This is a genomic window from Enterobacter sp. 04-C-12-SI-ECC, assembly GCF_047530715.1.
GTDB lineage: Bacteria > Pseudomonadota > Gammaproteobacteria > Enterobacterales > Enterobacteriaceae > Enterobacter > Enterobacter bugandensis.
The window spans coordinates 162,358-178,953 of the sequence record NZ_JBLKDI010000004.1; the positions used below are offsets into that span (position 1 = coordinate 162,358).

A 16,596-nucleotide genomic window follows, 5' to 3' on the forward strand; every position below is an offset into this window, starting at 1 on the left:
CTGATGGGGGCTTTGGACAGACATTAGTGCTTGTAGATGAACTCGACGCCTTCTTCGTCGTCTTCATCCCAGTCATCGTCCCAGTCGTCTTCCTCTTCCGCTTCCAGCTCTTCGAGCTGCTGGCGGTGGTAGTCATCCCACATGAATTCGACTTTTTCTGGCTGTTTCGCTTCTTCAGCCTGAACGACAGGGTTCTCAATGATGAAGGTCATCACATCCCAGCAGAGATCTTTCACGCCAACCTGACTTGCCGCGGAGATAAGGTAGTATTTATCTTCCCAGCCCATTGCTTCGGCAATCGCTTTGGCTTTCGCTTCGGCTTCCGCTTTATCCATCAGGTCGATCTTGTTGAAGACCAGCCAGCGTGGCTTACTCGCCAGTTTTTCGCTGTATTTTTCCAGCTCACCGATAATGATACGGGCGTTTTCAACCGGATCGGAACCGTCGATCGGATCGATGTCGATGAGGTGCAACAGTACGCGGCAACGCTCAAGGTGCTTCAGGAAGCGAATACCCAGACCAGCGCCTTCCGCGGCGCCTTCAATCAGGCCCGGAATATCGGCGACCACAAAGCTCTTCTCGTTATCCATACGGACAACGCCGAGGCTTGGTACCAGCGTGGTAAACGGATAGTCCGCTACTTTTGGCTTGGCCGCAGAGACGGCGCGAATGAACGTCGATTTACCTGCGTTTGGCATACCCAGCATGCCCACGTCAGCCAGCAGCATCAGCTCCAGCTGCAGGTCGCGCTTATCACCCGGGGTACCCATCGTTTTCTGACGCGGGGTACGGTTAACGGAAGATTTGAAACGGCTGTTACCCAGACCGTGCCAGCCGCCTTTCGCCACCATCAGGCGCTGACCGTGTTTGGTCATATCGCCCATGGTTTCACCGGTGCCCTGATCGATAACGCGCGTACCAACCGGAACCTTAATGGTCACGTCTTTACCGCGTTTACCGGTACAGTCACGGCTCTGGCCGTTCTGTCCGCGTTCTGCGCGGAAGGATTTTTCAAAGCGGTAGTCGATCAGCGTGTTGAGGTTTTCATCCGCCTCCAGCCACACGTCACCACCATCGCCACCGTCGCCGCCGTCAGGGCCGCCACGAGGGATATACTTTTCACGGCGGAAGCTCACGCAACCGTTGCCGCCATCACCAGCTACGACCAGGATCGTCGCTTCATCAACAAACTTCATTTTACTCTCCGTAAATCATTCGCCTGAGCCGGGAACTACATACCCTTCATAATTCACGCTGCATGCGCGTTGGCTGCGCTCACTCACCCCAGTCACATAGTTATCTATGTTCCTGGGGATTCGCTCTCTTGCCGCCTTCCTGCAACGCGAATTATTTTGGGTATACAACCGCTTCATTTTTGCGCCAACGTCCCCAAAGACGATGACCAATGGCGGAATACATCGCGCCCGCAACCACGACAAACGCACCGAGATAGCCCAACAGGTTGAGCATCGGTCTGACGAAGACATCGGGCCAGGCCATTGATAACAAATCTGAAAATAACAGCGTAAACAGCGGGGTAAGCGTGATCAATGCGCTCACCTGTGCTGCCTGCCAGCGCGCCATCGCTTCCGCCAGCGCGCCATAACCGACCAGCGTGTTAAGCCCACAAAAAATGAGGCACGCCAGTTGCCAGTCGCTCAGCTGGGTAATAACGCCCGGCTTCGCTAACGGCAATAATGCCACTGTACACAAAGTGTACAGCAAAAAAAGGATCTGCTGTGAGGCCAGGCGACGCAATAACACCTTTTGCGCGACGCCATAGCTCACCCAGACCGTTGCTGCACCCACGCCGAAGATCACGCCCCAGGTGTAGTCCGTAAGCCGGGTAAAAATCTCGATCAGGCTGGTGTTGAAGAACATCACCAGGCCGCATAGCAGCATGCTTGCCCCGATAATCTGCGTCCCGCGCATCTTCTCTTTGAGGATGAACACGCTCGCGACCATCATGCCGACAGGCGAAAGCTGACCAATCACCTGAGACGCCGTAGGGCTCAAATACTGCAGGGAAGAGCTGAACAGGATAAAGTTACCGAACAGACCGCCCGTCGCAATGGCCAGTAACACCAGCCATCGAGGTTTGCGGAAGAGCCGTAGCGGTGGAAGCTTGCCTTTAACCGCAAGGATGGTCCCGAGACCAATGCTTGCCATCAGGAAGCGATAAAAGACCACCGTAGGCGGCTCCATCACTTCCAGTACCTGCTTCATTGCAATTGGCAGCGCACCCCAGCACATTGCGGTCGTGAGCGCCAAAAGAATACCAATGCTGGCCTGCTGCTTCATGCCCGTTTTCCCTACAGAAAATTTTCCGGGTTTCCAATGTAAAAAGCCCCGCAACACGTTGCGGGGCTTTAATCCGTTACCGGACCGAGAAAACCTTACTCAGCAACGATGCTGATGTATTTACGGTTGTTCGGGCCTTTAACTTCAAATTTCACTTTACCGTCTGCTTTAGCAAACAGAGTGTGGTCACGACCGCAACCTACGTTGTTGCCAGCGTGGAATTTGGTACCACGTTGACGAACGATGATGCTACCCGCCAGAACGGATTCGCCACCGAAACGCTTAACGCCCAGGCGTTTAGCTTCTGAATCGCGACCGTTACGTGTGGAGCCGCCAGCCTTTTTATGTGCCATTTAAATCTCTCCTCAGGTCTTAGGCGCTGATGCCAGTAATTTTCACATCAGTGAACCACTGACGGTGGCCCTGCTGCTTACGGTAGTGTTTACGACGACGAAACTTAACGATTTTAACTTTCTCGCCACGACCGTGTGCAACAACTTCAGCTTTGATAACGCCGCCATCAACGAAAGGAACGCCGATTTTGACTTCTTCACCGTTTGCGATCATCAGAACTTCTGCGAACTCAACAGATTCGCCAGTTGCGATGTCCAGCTTTTCCAGGCGAACGGTCTGACCTTCGCTTACTCGGTGTTGTTTACCACCACTTTGGAAAACCGCGTACATATAAACTCCGCTTCCGCGCACGTCCTCGTATGAATCAGAGTGCGCTATAAATATTCACAATAGGGCGCGAATATTACGCAAAACGCGAGCCTTTGACAAGTGCTACCGTCAATACATGAAGAAAAAAAACACAACACGTACGGTAACGTTTATCTGAGCCGTTTTTTCAGTACAATCAGCACTACTATTGATAAACCGAAACCCTTCGTTACCCCATTTAAGATGGGATCAACAGGATAAAAAGCCCGGCTTTTGCGATGAATTTAGAAAAAATCAACGAGTTAACCGCGCAAGATATGGCGGGTGTAAATGCAGCAATCCTGGAGCAACTCAACTCTGACGTTCAACTGATCAATCAGTTGGGCTATTACATTGTCAGCGGCGGCGGTAAACGCATTCGCCCGATGATTGCCATTCTGGCTGCCAGAGCCGTTGGCTATCAGGGAAATGCCCACGTGACGATCGCCGCGCTGATCGAATTTATTCACACCGCGACGCTTCTGCATGACGATGTTGTGGATGAATCCGATATGCGTCGTGGCAAGGCCACGGCAAACGCTGCCTTCGGGAACGCCGCCAGCGTTCTGGTCGGGGACTTTATCTATACCCGCGCCTTCCAGATGATGACCAGCCTGGGTTCTCTGAAAGTGCTCGAGGTGATGTCCGAAGCCGTCAACGTCATCGCTGAAGGCGAAGTGCTGCAGCTGATGAACGTCAATGACCCTGATATCACCGAAGAAAACTACATGCGCGTTATCTACAGCAAAACAGCGCGCCTGTTTGAAGCGGCAGCCCAGTGTTCCGGCATCCTGGCTGGCTGTTCCGAGGCGCAGGAAAAAGGACTGCAGGATTATGGGCGCTACCTGGGTACTGCCTTCCAGCTGATTGATGATTTGCTGGACTACAGCGCGGACGGCGAAACGCTCGGCAAAAACGTTGGCGATGACCTGAACGAAGGCAAACCGACCCTGCCGCTGCTTCACGCGATGCGTCACGGAACGGCCGACCAGGCGAAAATGATCCGTGAGGCGATCGAACAGGGAAATGGTCGCCATCTTCTGGAACCTGTACTGGAAACGATGGCCATCTGCGGCTCGCTGGAATGGACGCGTCAGCGTGCTGAAGAAGAGGCTGACAAAGCCATCGAAGCTCTCCAGGTTATTCCAGACAGCCCATGGCGCGATGCTCTGATTGGTCTTGCCCACATCGCTGTTCAACGCGACCGTTAATCTTGCCCCCACCTCCCCGTATCCATCGCGGGGAGGTTCAAAAACGCACCAGTAAATTCCGCATTCATGTAAATGAATCGGGTTAGAGCCCGCATGAATAAAGCCATGTCTTATTCTGAATATCCCTTCAAGTAACGCGAACTTTTTAGAACAAGAAGTCGAAATGGGTATAGTAAGCCAGTCGTTTCAGAAGAAACGGCGTAGGTGAATCCGAACTTAAGGACAGCGTTATGGATACGAAATTTATCGACTGGCATACGGCAGATATCATTGCGGCACTGCGCAAAAGAGGTACGTCACTTGCAGCAGAGTCCCGCCGCCATGGTCTGAGTTCTTCCACCCTGGCCAACGCCCTGACCCGCCCCTGGCCAAAGGGAGAATTGATTATCGCGACGGCGCTGGAAACGCACCCGTGGGTGATCTGGCCTTCACGTTATCACGATCCTGTTACTCATGAATTTATCGACAGAACGCGCATGATGCGCCAGAGAAAAGCAAAAACAGAACCGCAGGGATAACGGTTTTTTTGACAGGAATAGCAACCCCCCGGTCATTTCTGGCAGGGGGCTGCCGGAACGATTACTCGCCCTTCACACGCTCGATATTGGCACCCAGCGCGCGCAGTTTGTCTTCAATACGTTCATAGCCACGATCGATGTGATAAATACGATCAACCACCGTTGTGCCTTCCGCGATACAGCCCGCCAGCACCAGGCTTGCAGACGCACGCAGATCCGTTGCCATTACCTGAGCACCGGACAGTTTCTCAACGCCATGGCAAATCACGGTGTTACTTTCGATCTCAGCATGTGCACCCATACGGATCAGTTCCGGTACGTGCATAAAACGGTTCTCGAAAATCGTCTCGGTAATCACACCGGTTCCTTCGGCAACCAGGTTCAGCAGAGTGAACTGTGCCTGCATATCGGTCGGGAATGCCGGATGCGGAGCCGTGCGCACTGTCACCGCTTTAGGACGCTTGCCGTGCATGTCGAGGCTGATCCAGTCTTCACCGGTTTCGACATCGGCACCCGCTTCACGCAGCTTCGCCAAAACGGCATCCAGAGTGTCTGGCTGTGCATTACGGCAGACAATCTTACCGCCAGAGATCGCCGCAGCCACCAGGAAGGTGCCGGTTTCGATACGGTCCGGCAGAACGCGATACACACCACCGCCCAGACGCTCAACGCCTTCAATGGTGATGCGGTCGGTACCCTGGCCGGAAATCTTCGCGCCCAGCGCCACGAGGAAATTGGCGGTATCCACGATCTCCGGTTCGCGCGCGGCGTTTTCGATGATGGTGGTACCTTCTGCCAGCGTTGCCGCAGACATGATGGTGACGGTAGCGCCTACGCTCACTTTGTCCATGACAATGTGCGCGCCTTTCAGACGACCGTTGACGGAGGCCTTAACGTAACCCTCTTCCAGCTTGATCTCTGCGCCCAGTTTCTCCAGGCCAAAGATATGCAGGTCAACCGGACGCGCGCCGATGGCGCAACCGCCCGGCAGCGAAACCTGACCCTGACCGAAACGTGCCACCAGCGGGCCAAGCGCCCAGATAGATGCACGCATGGTTTTAACCAGATCGTAAGGCGCAGAGAAGTTGTTCACGTTGCTGGCGTCGATCCAGACGGAACCGTTGCGCTCAACTTTAGTGCCCAACTGGGTGAGCAACTTCATGGTCGTGTCGATATCTTTCAGCTTCGGTACGTTCTGAATTTCTACCGGCTCTTCCGCGAGCAGCGCAGCAAAGAGGATTGGCAGCGCGGCGTTCTTCGCGCCAGAAATTGTGACTTCGCCCTGGAGACGCGTTGGCCCCTGTACACGAAATTTATCCATTGTGTGCTCTCTTATAAATTCAACCGTGCTGCGGGCCTGTCGCCCTCAGCTCAAAAACCGTTTAGTTTGCGATCGCGTGCCCACTCTTGCGGGGTGAACGCTTTAATCGACAGGGCGTGGATGCGGTTATCCGCAATATATTCCATCAGCGGCGCGTACACAGCCTGCTGCTTCTTCACACGGCTCATACCGTCGAACATCTCACCCACAGCAATAACCTGGAAGTGACTGCCATCGCCAGTGACGTGGGCTTCCTGAAGGGAGAGTGCATTCATCAGCACTGTCTGGATTTCATGATTTTCCATGGGCTCTTAATCATCTGATAGTGAAAACAAGCCCAACATCTTAGAGCAAAGTGGCGTCGTCTTAAACAAGCAAAAAGCCCCGACGATGAAACTGTCAGGGCTTTCGGAAGTAACGCACTGAAAATATTAACGAGGCAGTACGTCCTGAGGCAGATTGTAGAGTTGCGCAAGGGTAACGACATTGTCACTCGCGCCATGAAGCATGACGCTTGTTCCCTGCTTTTTGCCCACGGCAACCAGATGGGCGAGCAGCGCAACGCCTGCCGTATCCACCCGCGTGACGTCGGTTAAGTCGATAAGCGTCACGCCCTGCATCGCCTCCTGGCGTTTATCCCACAGTGGGTTCAGCAGATCCTGGTCCAGCTCACCGGACAGCCTTAACGTCTCACCTTCACGCGACCAGCGGAGTTGCTGCGACATTACTTCTTCTCGTCCAGGGTAATTTTCTGACGAGCAATGGACTGCAGCTGTGCGGTCAGGCCATCAATGCCCTTGGTGCGCAGCAGGTCGCTCCACTCGTTCTGCTTGGTGGTGATCATGCTTACGCCTTCGGCGATCATGTCATACGCCTGCCAGTGGCCGGTCTGGCTGTTTTTACGCCACTGGAAATCCAGGCGCACCGGCGGACGGCCGTTAGGATCGATGATCGTTACGCGAATAGGCACGATGGTCGCATCACCCAGCGGCTGCTCCGGGGCGATCTGATAGGTCTGACCGTGGTACATCGCCAGCGCCTGGCCGTAAGCCTGCTTCAGGTATTCACGGAATGCGGCAAAATAGGCCTCACGCTGCGCCGGGGTGGCGTCTTTGTAATAGCGGCCGAGCACCAACGCTCCCGCATATTTGATCTGCACATACGGCAGCAGTTCCTGGTCAACCACGTCACGCAGATAGTCAGGATTCGCGCGAATTTTTGGCTGTTCGTTTTTGAGACGGTCGAAGGTTTTCTTCGCAGCTTCGTCCATCAGTTTGTACGGGTTGCTCTGATCCGCAGCATGTGCCGCAGTGAGAGGGGCAATGACCAGCATGGCAACCATTAACAGTCGTTTAAACATGAATGACTTCTCCTGAATTAATTCGCAGCACCAGGGGTCGGCGCAACGTTGGTATGGTCTTCACTCTGCGCAGGGGCATCGTCAGACTTTTTATCATCCCCTTTACTGTTGTAAAGGAACTGACCAATCATGTCCTCCAGCACCATCGCGGACTTCGTATCCTGGATAACGCTACCGTCTTTAAGGATAGTCGTTCCCAGCTCAGGATCTTCAAAGCCGACGTTAAGTGCCAGATATTGTTCACCCAGCAGGCCGGAAGTACGGATAGAAAGGGAGCTGGTGTCCGGAATGTGGTTGTAACGTTCTTCGATATCCATCGCAACGCGCGGCAGATACGTTTTCTCATCGAGCGTAATGTCAGATACGCGGCCGATCACCACGCCGCCAATGCGGACCGGTGAACGCGCCTTCAGCCCGCCGATGTTATCGAACGTGGCATAGATGCGATACGTCGGCTCGGTGCGTACTGAGGTGATATCCGCCGCTCTCAGGCAGATAAACAGCGCCGCCAGCAGCGCCAGCAGCAGGAAAACGCCGACCCAAATTTCATTTTTTCTCGTTTGCATGAACTCAATTCCCAAACATCAGTGCGGTGAGCACAAAATCCAGGCCCAGTACGGCCAGCGACGAATGTACGACAGTACGTGTAGTTGCACGGCTAATGCCCGCCGAAGTCGGGATGGCATCGTAACCATTGAACAATGCAATCCAGGTGACCGTAATGGCAAACACCACGCTTTTAATCAGGCAGTTAACCAGATCCATTCGCAGGTCGATGGCATCCTGCATCGCGGACCAGAAGAAGCCGGCATCGATGCCTTTCCAGTGGACCCCAACCAGCGAACCGCCCCAGATCCCCACGGCGACAAACAGAATAGTCAGTAGCGGGAGCGAGATCACCCCCGCCCAGAAACGCGGCGAGATCACGCGACGCAGCGGATCGACTGCCATCATTTCCATGCTGGAGAGCTGCTCGGTCGCACGCATCAGGCCAATCTCAGCCGTTAATGCCGACCCAGCGCGTCCGGCAAACAGCAGTGCCGCCACAACCGGACCCAATTCGCGCAGCAGCGAAAGCGCCACCAGCATTCCGAGGCTGGTTTCCGCACTGTAGGTTGTCAGAACAAGGTAGCCCTGCAGCCCCAGCACCATGCCGATAAACAGACCGGAAACAATAATGATGAGCATCGACAGAACGCCGACATTATAAAGCTGACGCACCAGCAGAGGGGCGTGCTTGCTAAACTCCGGCTTGCCGACCAGCGCGTTGAATAACATCAATCCGGCACGCCCGAACGTCCTGATGGTTTTTATGCCACGGTGTCCGAGAGCGGCCAACGCATTTAACAGCATGAGTGGCTTAACTCCCTATTCCCAGTAAATCGTCACGATAATCGCCCGCCGGGTAGCGGAACGGTACGGGTCCGTCAGCAATACCGTCGAGGAACTGCCGCACGCGTGGATCGCAATTTTCCTGCAGCGCCTGGGCGCTACCGTGTGCAACGATCTTTTTGTCCGCCACGATATAGGCGTAATCGGCAATGCTCAACACTTCCGGTACATCGTGAGACACCACGATACAGGTGACGCCGAGCGCGCTGTTCAGTTCAGAGATGAGCTTTACCAGCACGCCCATCGTGATGGGATCCTGCCCGACGAACGGTTCGTCGAACATGATTAAATCGGGCTCTAATGCAATGGCTCGCGCCAGCGCGGCGCGGCGCGCCATCCCGCCGGACAGCTCCGAAGGCATTAGCTTCGCGGCTCCCCGCAACCCCACAGCTTCAAGCTTCATCATCACCGTGCTTTTCAGCAGCTCAGGCGGCAGGCTAGTATGCTCGCGCAGCGGATAGGCCACGTTATCAAAGACGTTCATGTCGGTGAACAACGCCCCCGACTGAAAGAGCATACTCATACGTTTGCGGACAGTATACAGGCGAGAGCGCGACATCTCCGGGACGTTTTCGCCATCGAAGAGGATTTCACCGCTATCCGGTGGGATCTGACCACCAATAAGGCGCAGGAGGGTCGTTTTACCGATCCCGGACGGCCCCATGATGGCGGTGATTTTGCCACGCGGTACGGTCAACGAAATATCATCGAATATCAGTCGATTGCCGCGAGAAAAACTCACACCGCGGACATCGACGATATTCGCCATCGTTTGGCTCATTTATAGTTCCTTTCTTACCCTGCTCACGTTAAGACGTGCAGCCTGAATCAGCCCTTAACCCCGCATTTTTACAGAATATTAGCCGTTGAGGTTAGCGAAAGCTGGCATTTGTTTTACTTTTCCGGCGCATAAAGTCAAAATTAGGAATTCGTTACGCCTCAGACCGTATGCAGTCCAGCCATTCCCGCGCGATGGACCGACAAGTATACCTGAAGAAAGGACTTTTGATGCTTTTAGCAACAGCACTGTTAATCATTGGTTTACTGTTAGTGGTCTACAGTGCTGACCGTTTAGTCTTTGCTGCATCTATCCTGTGTCGCCTGACGGGTGTACCGCCTGTAGTCATCGGGATGACCGTGGTCAGCGTTGGCACGTCACTTCCTGAAATCATCGTCTCCGTCTCGGCGTCGCTGCATGGTCAGTTAGACCTGGCAATTGGCACCGCGATTGGCTCTAACATCGTCAATATATTACTGATTTTAGGCCTTGCGGCACTGCTCCATCCATTTCGCGTGCATTCTGATGTTCTGCGCCGTGAATTGCCGCTAATGTTAGTCGTAAGCCTGCTGGCAGGGTGCGTATTTTATGATGGCGTACTGAGCTATAGCGACGGCATTTTCCTGCTGGCGTTGGCCGTCATCTGGTTACTGTATAGTGTTAAAATTGCCCGCCAGGCGGAAAAACAGGGTCAGGATAGCCTGACGCGTGAACAGGTTGCCGAACTCCCGCGGGAAGGCACGCTGCCGGTCGCCCTCCTCTGGCTTGGCGTTGCGCTGATTATAATGCCGATGGCAACGCGCATGGTCGTGGATAACGCGACGGTACTGGCGAACTATTTCGCCATGAGCGAACTGACGATTGGCCTGACGGTTATTGCTATCGGCACCAGCCTGCCGGAGCTGGCCACCGCCATTGCGGGGGCGCGTAAAGGGGAAGATGACATCGCCATTGGTAATATCATCGGCTCCAACATATTTAATATCGCGATTGTCATGGGCCTGCCGGCTCTGATTACGCCGGGGCCGTTTAATCCTCTGGCGTTTTCACGCGATTACGGGGTGATGTTGCTGGTCAGCGTGATATTTGCCCTGCTCTGCTGGCGGCGGCAACGCCAGATCGGCAAAGGCGCAGGCGCGCTGCTGACGGGTGGATTTATCGTATGGATGGCGATGCTGTACTGGCTCTCGCCTCTTCTCTCTGGGTAAACGGAAACGCATTATGTCGCAAATAGAATTGCAGCCGGGTTTTGACTTTCAGAAAGCAGGCAAAGAGGTTCTGGAGATTGAACGTGAAGGTCTGGCGCAGTTAGATCAGTACATTAATCAGGATTTTAGTCTGGCATGTGAGAAGATATTCTACTGTGCCGGGAAAGTCGTGGTGATGGGGATGGGCAAGTCCGGCCACATTGGGCGCAAAATGGCGGCAACGTTTGCCAGCACCGGAACCTCGTCCTTCTTTGTACACCCGGGGGAAGCCGCGCACGGCGACCTGGGGATGGTCACGCCGCAGGATGTCGTTATCGCGCTGTCCAACTCCGGTGAGTCCAATGAAATTCTGGCATTGATCCCCGTACTGAAGCGTCTGCAGGTGCCGCTGATTTGCATGACCAGCCGTCCGGAAAGTAGCATGGCGCGTGCGGCCGATATTCATCTGTGCGTTAAAGTACCGAAAGAGGCCTGCCCGCTCGGCCTGGCGCCAACGTCCAGCACCACCGCCGCGCTGGTCATGGGTGATGCGCTTGCCGTCGCGCTGCTTGAAGCCCGCGGTTTTACGCCGGAAGATTTCGCGCTCTCCCATCCGGGCGGCGCGCTGGGGCGCAAGCTGCTGCTGCGGGTAAACGATATTATGCACACCGGGGATGAGATCCCTCACGTCAGCAAAGAAGCCTCCCTGCGTGATGCGCTGCTGGAAATCACCCGTAAGAATTTGGGTATGACGGTCGTGTGCGACGATCTGATGAAAATTCAGGGGATCTTCACCGATGGCGACCTGCGTCGCGTGTTCGACATGGGTGTAGATGTCCGCACGCTCGGCATTGCCGATGTGATGACGCCCGGCGGCATTCGCGTGCGTCCGGGAACGCTGGCCGTGGATGTGCTGAACCTGATGCAGTCCCGCCATATCACCTCCGTTATGGTTGCCGATGGCGACCAGTTGCTGGGTGTGGTACATATGCATGATCTGCTGCGCGCTGGCGTAGTGTAATAAAGGATAAGACAATGAGTAATGCGGGTGCATCCCTTGCAACCTGTTATGGTCCGGTCAGTACCCAGATGATGGCAAAGGCGGAAAATATTCGTCTGCTCATTCTGGATGTGGATGGCGTACTTTCCGATGGCCTGATTTACATGGGCAATAATGGTGAAGAGCTGAAAGCGTTTAACGTTCGCGACGGCTACGGTATCCGCTGTGCGCTCACCTCGGGTATCGAGGTTGCTATCATCACCGGACGAAAAGCTAAACTGGTAGAAGACCGCTGTGAAACCTTAGGCATTACCCATCTTTACCAGGGTCAATCCGATAAGATGGCAGCGTTCAATGATTTACTGGGTAAACTGGCTATCGCACCGGAAAACGTGGCCTACGTCGGGGACGACCTGATTGACTGGCCTGTGATGGCTGAAGTCGGTCTCAGCATCGCGGTTGCTGATGCTCATCCGCTGTTAATCCCGCGCGCTGACTACGTTACCCACATCAACGGTGGCCGGGGTGCCGTCCGTGAAGTCTGCGATCTGCTTCTGCTGGCGCAGGGCAAGCTTGATGAAGCCAAAGGGCAATCGATATGAGTAAAACCAGACGTTGGGTTATCATTCTGCTTTCGCTTGTCGCACTGGTATTGATTGGCGTGAACCTTGCCGATCGCGACGATACGCAAACGGAAGTCGTCAACAATAACGATCCAACCTATAAAAGCGATCACAGTGACACCGTGGTCTATAGCCCGGAAGGTGCGCTGAATTATCGCCTGATTGCCCAGCACGTTGAATACTTTTCCGATGACGGCGTTTCGTGGTTTACCCAACCTGTCATGACCACTTTCGATAAAGACAAAGTGCCGACGTGGTCAATTAAGTCAGATCGGGCCAAACTGACAAATGATCGTATGCTTTATCTGTATGGCCACGTTGAAGTCAACGCCCTGACCGCTGACTCGCAACTGCGAAAAATTACGACGGATAATGCCCAGATCAACCTGGTAACCCAGGACGTGACGTCGCAGGATCTGGTCACACTGTATGGCACAACATTTAATTCCAGCGGTTTAAGAATGCGCGGGAACTTACGCAGCAAGAACGCCGAGCTGATTGAAAAGGTTAGAACCTCCTATGAAATTCAAAACAAACAAACTCAGCCTTAAAGTAATTATCGCCAGCGCGATGCTGGCGGCCAGTCTCCCCGCGCTTGCTGTAACGGGCGATACCGACCAGCCGATCCATATCGAGTCCGACACCCAGTCTCTCGATATGCAGGGTAACGTCGTCACCTTCACGGGTAACGTCGTCATGACTCAGGGGACCATCAAAATTAACGCCGATAAAGTGGTCGTTACCCGTCCGGGCGGCGAGCAGGGCAAAGAGATCATTGATGGTTACGGCAACCCGGCCACCTTCTACCAGATGCAGGACAACGGCAAGCCGGTGAAGGGCCACGCCTCGCATATGCACTATGAGTTGGCGAAGGACCTGGTCATCCTGACCGGAAACGCGTATCTGGAACAGCTGGACAGCAATATTACCGGTGACCAGATTACCTATCTGGTGAAAGAGCAAAAAATGCAGGCCTCCAGCGAGAAAGGCAAACGCGTAACCACCGTGCTGGTTCCGTCGCAGCTGCAGGACAAAGGCAAGGGCCAGGCCCCGGCACAGAAGAAGAGTAACTAATTCGCTATGGCAACATTAACTGCAAAAAATCTCGCGAAGGCCTATAAGGGCCGCCGTGTCGTAGAAGATGTCAGTCTGACCGTCAACTCCGGTGAAATTGTGGGCCTGCTTGGCCCGAACGGTGCGGGTAAAACCACCACCTTCTACATGGTGGTGGGTATTGTCCCGCGCGATGCCGGCAACATCATCATCGACGATGAAGATATCAGCCTGCTGCCGCTGCACGCGCGCGCGCGCCGTGGCATCGGCTATCTGCCGCAGGAAGCTTCTATTTTCCGTCGTCTGAGCGTTTTTGATAACCTGATGGCAGTCCTGCAAATTCGCGACGACCTGACCAACGAACAGCGTCAGGATCGCGCCAACGAGCTGATGGAAGAGTTTCATATCGAACACCTGCGCGACAGCCTGGGCCAGGCCTTGTCCGGGGGGGAACGCCGGCGTGTTGAGATTGCGCGCGCGCTGGCCGCCAATCCGAAGTTTATCCTTCTGGATGAACCGTTTGCGGGCGTTGACCCGATCTCCGTTATCGACATTAAACGCATTATCGAGCATCTGCGTGACAGCGGACTTGGCGTGCTGATCACAGACCACAACGTTCGTGAAACGCTGGCGGTATGTGAACGTGCGTATATCGTGAGCCAGGGCAATCTGATCGCTCACGGTACGCCGCAGCAGATCCTCGAAGACGATCATGTTAAGCGCGTCTATCTTGGGGAAGACTTCAGACTCTGATAGGGTAGAGGTAACGTAACGCCGAACCGGAGAAAAATGCTCTGAACATGAAGCAAGGTTTGCAATTAAGGCTCAGCCAACAGCTGGCGATGACGCCGCAGTTACAGCAGGCAATTCGTCTGTTGCAACTGTCCACCTTAGAACTCCAGCAGGAGCTCCAGCAGGCGCTGGACAGCAATCCCCTGCTGGAGCAAGCCGATCTTCATGACGAGGTAGATACCCAGCAGTCACAGGACACAGAAGCGCTCGACACCGCGGATGCACTCGAACAAAAAGAGATGCCGGACGAGCTTCCGCTGGATGCCAGCTGGGATGAAATCTATACCGCCGGGACCCCTTCCGGCACGCGTGCAGACTACCAGGACGACGAGCTACCGGTCTACCAGGGCGAAACCACCCAGTCGCTGCAGGATTACCTGATGTGGCAGGTAGAGCTTACCCCCTTCTCCGATACCGACCGCGCTATTGCCACGTCGATTGTCGACGCCGTTGATGACACCGGTTATTTGACCGTCACGCTGGACGACATTCTGGAAAGCATGGGCGATGAAGAGATTGAGATTGAGGAGATTGAAGCGGTACTGAAACGCATTCAGCGCTTCGATCCGGTCGGGGTGGCCGCGAAGGACCTGCGTGACTGTCTGCTGATCCAGCTTTCTCAGTTCAGCAAAGAGACGCCGTGGCTCGATGAGGCTCGCTTAATCATCAGCGATCATCTGGATCTTCTGGCTAACCACGATTTCCGCACCCTGATGCGCGTGACGCGCCTGAAGGAAGAGGTGCTGAAAGAGGCGGTAAATCTGATCCAGTCCCTCGATCCGCGTCCCGGTCAGTCGATCCAGACCAGCGAACCCGAGTACGTTATCCCGGACGTGCTGGTCAGAAAACACAATGACCGCTGGGTCGTTGAACTGAACTCTGACAGCATCCCTCGCCTGCAAATCAACCAGCAATACGCCTCCATGTGTACCAGCGCGCGCAACGACTCCGACAATCAATATATTCGCAGCAATCTTCAGGAAGCGCGATGGCTGATCAAGAGCCTGGAGAGCCGGAATGATACCCTGCTACGCGTGAGCCGCTGCATCGTCGAACAGCAGCAGGCCTTCTTTGAGCAGGGCGAAGAGTATATGAAGCCGATGGTGCTGGCGGATATCGCCCAGGCCGTCGAGATGCATGAATCCACTATTTCCCGCGTTACTACGCAGAAGTATCTGCACAGTCCGCGCGGTATTTTTGAGCTTAAGTATTTCTTCTCCAGCCACGTGAACACCGAGGGTGGCGGCGAAGCCTCCTCAACGGCGATTCGCGCCCTGGTGAAGAAGTTGATCGCCGCGGAGAACCCCGCGAAGCCACTAAGTGACAGTAAGTTGACCACCATGCTGTCCGATCAGGGTATTATGGTGGCACGTCGTACTGTTGCGAAGTATCGAGAGTCTTTATCCATTCCGCCGTCTAACCAGCGTAAACAGTTGGTCTGACACAACCGATAAGGAAGACACTATGCAGCTCAATATCACAGGACATAACGTCGAGATTACTGAGGCTTTACGTGACTTCGTGAACGCTAAGTTCGCGAAACTCGAGCAGTATTTCGAAAGGATCAATCAGGTCTACGTTGTGTTAAAAGTGGAGAAAGTGACTCATATCTCGGATGCAACCCTGCATGTTAACGGGGGTGAACTCCATGCCAGTGCGGAAGGGCAAGACATGTACGCGGCTATCGACGGCTTGATTGACAAGCTTGCGCGACAGCTCAATAAACATAAAGATAAACTGAAACAACACTAATTGTCCGGGCAGTTAACGGGTGCAGGACGGCCTGTTGTGAAACACAACGGGCCATTTGTACAGTTAGCGCTTAGGTGAAATTATGATGAACAACGATTCCGCTCTTCAACTGAGCAATGTCCTTAACCAGGAATGTACCCGCAGTGCCGTTCACTGCCAGAGCAAAAAACGTGCGCTGGAGATCATCAGTGAATTGGCTGCAAAACAGCTGGGCCTGCCGCCGCAGGTGGTGTTCGAAGCCATTCTGACCCGTGAAAAGATGGGCAGTACCGGTATCGGCAACGGCATCGCGATCCCGCACGGCAAGCTGGAAGAGGACACCCTGCGTGCCGTCGGTGTGTTTGTGCAGCTGGAAACCCCAATCGCTTTTGACGCCATTGATAACCAGCCCGTCGATCTCCTCTTCGCGCTGTTGGTGCCTGCCGACCAGACCAAGACCCACCTGCATACGCTTTCGCTGGTTGCTAAACGTCTGGCGGATAAAACCATCTGCCGTCGACTGCGCTCAGCCCAAAGTGATGAAGAGCTTTATCAAATTATCACTGAAGCAGAAGGCAATCAGGATGACGCATAACCAGGTGATGGCCTTCACATCTGTTGTCCTGA

At 54.4% G+C, this 16,596-nt stretch carries 22 protein-coding genes; 11 read left to right on the forward strand and 11 right to left on the reverse strand.

All coding sequences use genetic code 11. From position 1 onward, the window contains the following. Nucleotides 1-23: 23 nt before the first annotated feature. From cgtA to rplU, 4 genes are all read right to left on the reverse strand, one after another. Complete coding sequence (gene cgtA, locus ACMWL8_RS09210) at nucleotides 24-1,196, reverse strand: Obg family GTPase CgtA (protein ID WP_014885381.1); 1,173 nt, start codon at nucleotides 1,194-1,196, stop codon at nucleotides 24-26. 151 nt (nucleotides 1,197-1,347) lie between these two features. Continuing rightward, on the reverse strand, nucleotides 1,348-2,301 hold the full coding sequence (locus ACMWL8_RS09215) for a DMT family transporter (protein WP_045260468.1): 954 nt from the start codon (nucleotides 2,299-2,301) through the stop codon (nucleotides 1,348-1,350). Nucleotides 2,302-2,396: 95 nt separating this feature from the next. Continuing rightward, nucleotides 2,397-2,654, reverse strand: a complete 258-nt coding sequence (gene rpmA / locus ACMWL8_RS09220) for a 50S ribosomal protein L27 (protein ID WP_004385076.1) — start codon at nucleotides 2,652-2,654, stop codon at nucleotides 2,397-2,399. 19 nt (nucleotides 2,655-2,673) lie between these two features. Next, nucleotides 2,674-2,985, reverse strand: a complete 312-nt coding sequence (rplU, locus tag ACMWL8_RS09225; protein WP_003025032.1) for a 50S ribosomal protein L21 — start codon at nucleotides 2,983-2,985, stop codon at nucleotides 2,674-2,676. A 257-nt stretch (nucleotides 2,986-3,242) separates the two neighbouring features. Here rplU and ispB point away from each other — a divergent pair, with 257 nt between their 5' ends. Both ispB and sfsB read left to right on the forward strand, forming a co-directional pair. Further along, nucleotides 3,243-4,214 carry an octaprenyl diphosphate synthase gene (gene ispB / locus ACMWL8_RS09230; protein WP_045260467.1) on the forward strand — a complete coding sequence of 324 codons (972 nt, stop codon included), beginning with the start codon at nucleotides 3,243-3,245 and terminating at the stop codon, nucleotides 4,212-4,214. A gap of 230 nt (nucleotides 4,215-4,444) precedes the next feature. Beyond that, nucleotides 4,445-4,732: a DNA-binding transcriptional regulator SfsB gene (gene sfsB, locus ACMWL8_RS09235; protein ID WP_028014559.1), complete on the forward strand. Its 288-nt coding sequence runs from the start codon at nucleotides 4,445-4,447 to the stop codon at nucleotides 4,730-4,732. A 61-nt stretch (nucleotides 4,733-4,793) separates the two neighbouring features. On the opposite strand, the gene murA is transcribed toward sfsB, so the two are convergent. The 7 genes from murA to mlaF form a co-directional block, all read right to left on the reverse strand. Then, the gene (murA, locus tag ACMWL8_RS09240; protein ID WP_028014560.1) at nucleotides 4,794-6,053 is read right to left on the reverse strand and encodes a UDP-N-acetylglucosamine 1-carboxyvinyltransferase; all 1,260 of its coding nucleotides are present in this window, start codon (nucleotides 6,051-6,053) and stop codon (nucleotides 4,794-4,796) included. A 50-nt stretch (nucleotides 6,054-6,103) separates the two neighbouring features. Next, complete coding sequence (ibaG, locus tag ACMWL8_RS09245) at nucleotides 6,104-6,358, reverse strand: BolA family iron metabolism protein IbaG (protein ID WP_008501458.1); 255 nt, start codon at nucleotides 6,356-6,358, stop codon at nucleotides 6,104-6,106. A gap of 126 nt (nucleotides 6,359-6,484) precedes the next feature. After that, nucleotides 6,485-6,778, reverse strand: coding sequence for a lipid asymmetry maintenance protein MlaB (gene mlaB / locus ACMWL8_RS09250; RefSeq protein ID WP_028014561.1), 294 nt, complete (start codon nucleotides 6,776-6,778; stop codon nucleotides 6,485-6,487). Continuing rightward, nucleotides 6,778-7,413, reverse strand: a complete 636-nt coding sequence (mlaC, locus tag ACMWL8_RS09255) for a phospholipid-binding protein MlaC (RefSeq protein ID WP_028014562.1) — start codon at nucleotides 7,411-7,413, stop codon at nucleotides 6,778-6,780. Before mlaC ends, mlaB begins: the two co-directional genes overlap by 1 nt. Before the next feature lie 17 nt (nucleotides 7,414-7,430). Then, complete coding sequence (gene mlaD, locus ACMWL8_RS09260; protein WP_041911946.1) at nucleotides 7,431-7,979, reverse strand: outer membrane lipid asymmetry maintenance protein MlaD; 549 nt, start codon at nucleotides 7,977-7,979, stop codon at nucleotides 7,431-7,433. 4 nt (nucleotides 7,980-7,983) lie between these two features. After that, the gene (gene mlaE / locus ACMWL8_RS09265) at nucleotides 7,984-8,766 is read right to left on the reverse strand and encodes a lipid asymmetry maintenance ABC transporter permease subunit MlaE (protein WP_028014564.1); all 783 of its coding nucleotides are present in this window, start codon (nucleotides 8,764-8,766) and stop codon (nucleotides 7,984-7,986) included. Nucleotides 8,767-8,773: 7 nt separating this feature from the next. Beyond that, nucleotides 8,774-9,586: a phospholipid ABC transporter ATP-binding protein MlaF gene (gene mlaF, locus ACMWL8_RS09270; protein ID WP_028014565.1), complete on the reverse strand. Its 813-nt coding sequence runs from the start codon at nucleotides 9,584-9,586 to the stop codon at nucleotides 8,774-8,776. Nucleotides 9,587-9,813: 227 nt separating this feature from the next. On the opposite strand from mlaF, the gene ACMWL8_RS09275 reads away from it, so the two are divergent. The 9 genes from ACMWL8_RS09275 to ptsN all read left to right on the forward strand — a co-directional run bounded on the left by ACMWL8_RS09275 (nucleotide 9,814) and on the right by ptsN (nucleotide 16,564). Further along, nucleotides 9,814-10,791, forward strand: a complete 978-nt coding sequence (locus ACMWL8_RS09275; protein WP_028014566.1) for a calcium/sodium antiporter — start codon at nucleotides 9,814-9,816, stop codon at nucleotides 10,789-10,791. A gap of 13 nt (nucleotides 10,792-10,804) precedes the next feature. Continuing rightward, entirely contained in the window at nucleotides 10,805-11,791 is a 987-nt protein-coding gene (gene kdsD, locus ACMWL8_RS09280; RefSeq protein ID WP_028014567.1) for an arabinose-5-phosphate isomerase KdsD, read from the forward strand. A gap of 14 nt (nucleotides 11,792-11,805) precedes the next feature. After that, nucleotides 11,806-12,372, forward strand: coding sequence for a 3-deoxy-manno-octulosonate-8-phosphatase KdsC (gene kdsC / locus ACMWL8_RS09285; protein WP_025756695.1), 567 nt, complete (start codon nucleotides 11,806-11,808; stop codon nucleotides 12,370-12,372). Continuing rightward, entirely contained in the window at nucleotides 12,369-12,944 is a 576-nt protein-coding gene (lptC, locus tag ACMWL8_RS09290) for an LPS export ABC transporter periplasmic protein LptC (RefSeq protein WP_028014568.1), read from the forward strand. Before kdsC ends, lptC begins: the two co-directional genes overlap by 4 nt. Further along, the gene (lptA, locus tag ACMWL8_RS09295) at nucleotides 12,913-13,467 is read left to right on the forward strand and encodes a lipopolysaccharide ABC transporter substrate-binding protein LptA (protein ID WP_028014569.1); all 555 of its coding nucleotides are present in this window, start codon (nucleotides 12,913-12,915) and stop codon (nucleotides 13,465-13,467) included. Before lptC ends, lptA begins: the two co-directional genes overlap by 32 nt. A gap of 6 nt (nucleotides 13,468-13,473) precedes the next feature. Further along, entirely contained in the window at nucleotides 13,474-14,199 is a 726-nt protein-coding gene (gene lptB, locus ACMWL8_RS09300; RefSeq protein ID WP_028014570.1) for an LPS export ABC transporter ATP-binding protein, read from the forward strand. A gap of 47 nt (nucleotides 14,200-14,246) precedes the next feature. Next, nucleotides 14,247-15,680: an RNA polymerase factor sigma-54 gene (gene rpoN, locus ACMWL8_RS09305; RefSeq protein ID WP_028014571.1), complete on the forward strand. Its 1,434-nt coding sequence runs from the start codon at nucleotides 14,247-14,249 to the stop codon at nucleotides 15,678-15,680. Between the two features lie 22 nt (nucleotides 15,681-15,702). Further along, on the forward strand, nucleotides 15,703-15,990 hold the full coding sequence (hpf, locus tag ACMWL8_RS09310) for a ribosome hibernation promoting factor (RefSeq protein ID WP_014171818.1): 288 nt from the start codon (nucleotides 15,703-15,705) through the stop codon (nucleotides 15,988-15,990). 82 nt (nucleotides 15,991-16,072) lie between these two features. Further along, nucleotides 16,073-16,564 carry a PTS IIA-like nitrogen regulatory protein PtsN gene (gene ptsN / locus ACMWL8_RS09315; protein ID WP_008501443.1) on the forward strand — a complete coding sequence of 164 codons (492 nt, stop codon included), beginning with the start codon at nucleotides 16,073-16,075 and terminating at the stop codon, nucleotides 16,562-16,564. The last annotated feature ends 32 nt before the right edge of the window (nucleotides 16,565-16,596 follow it).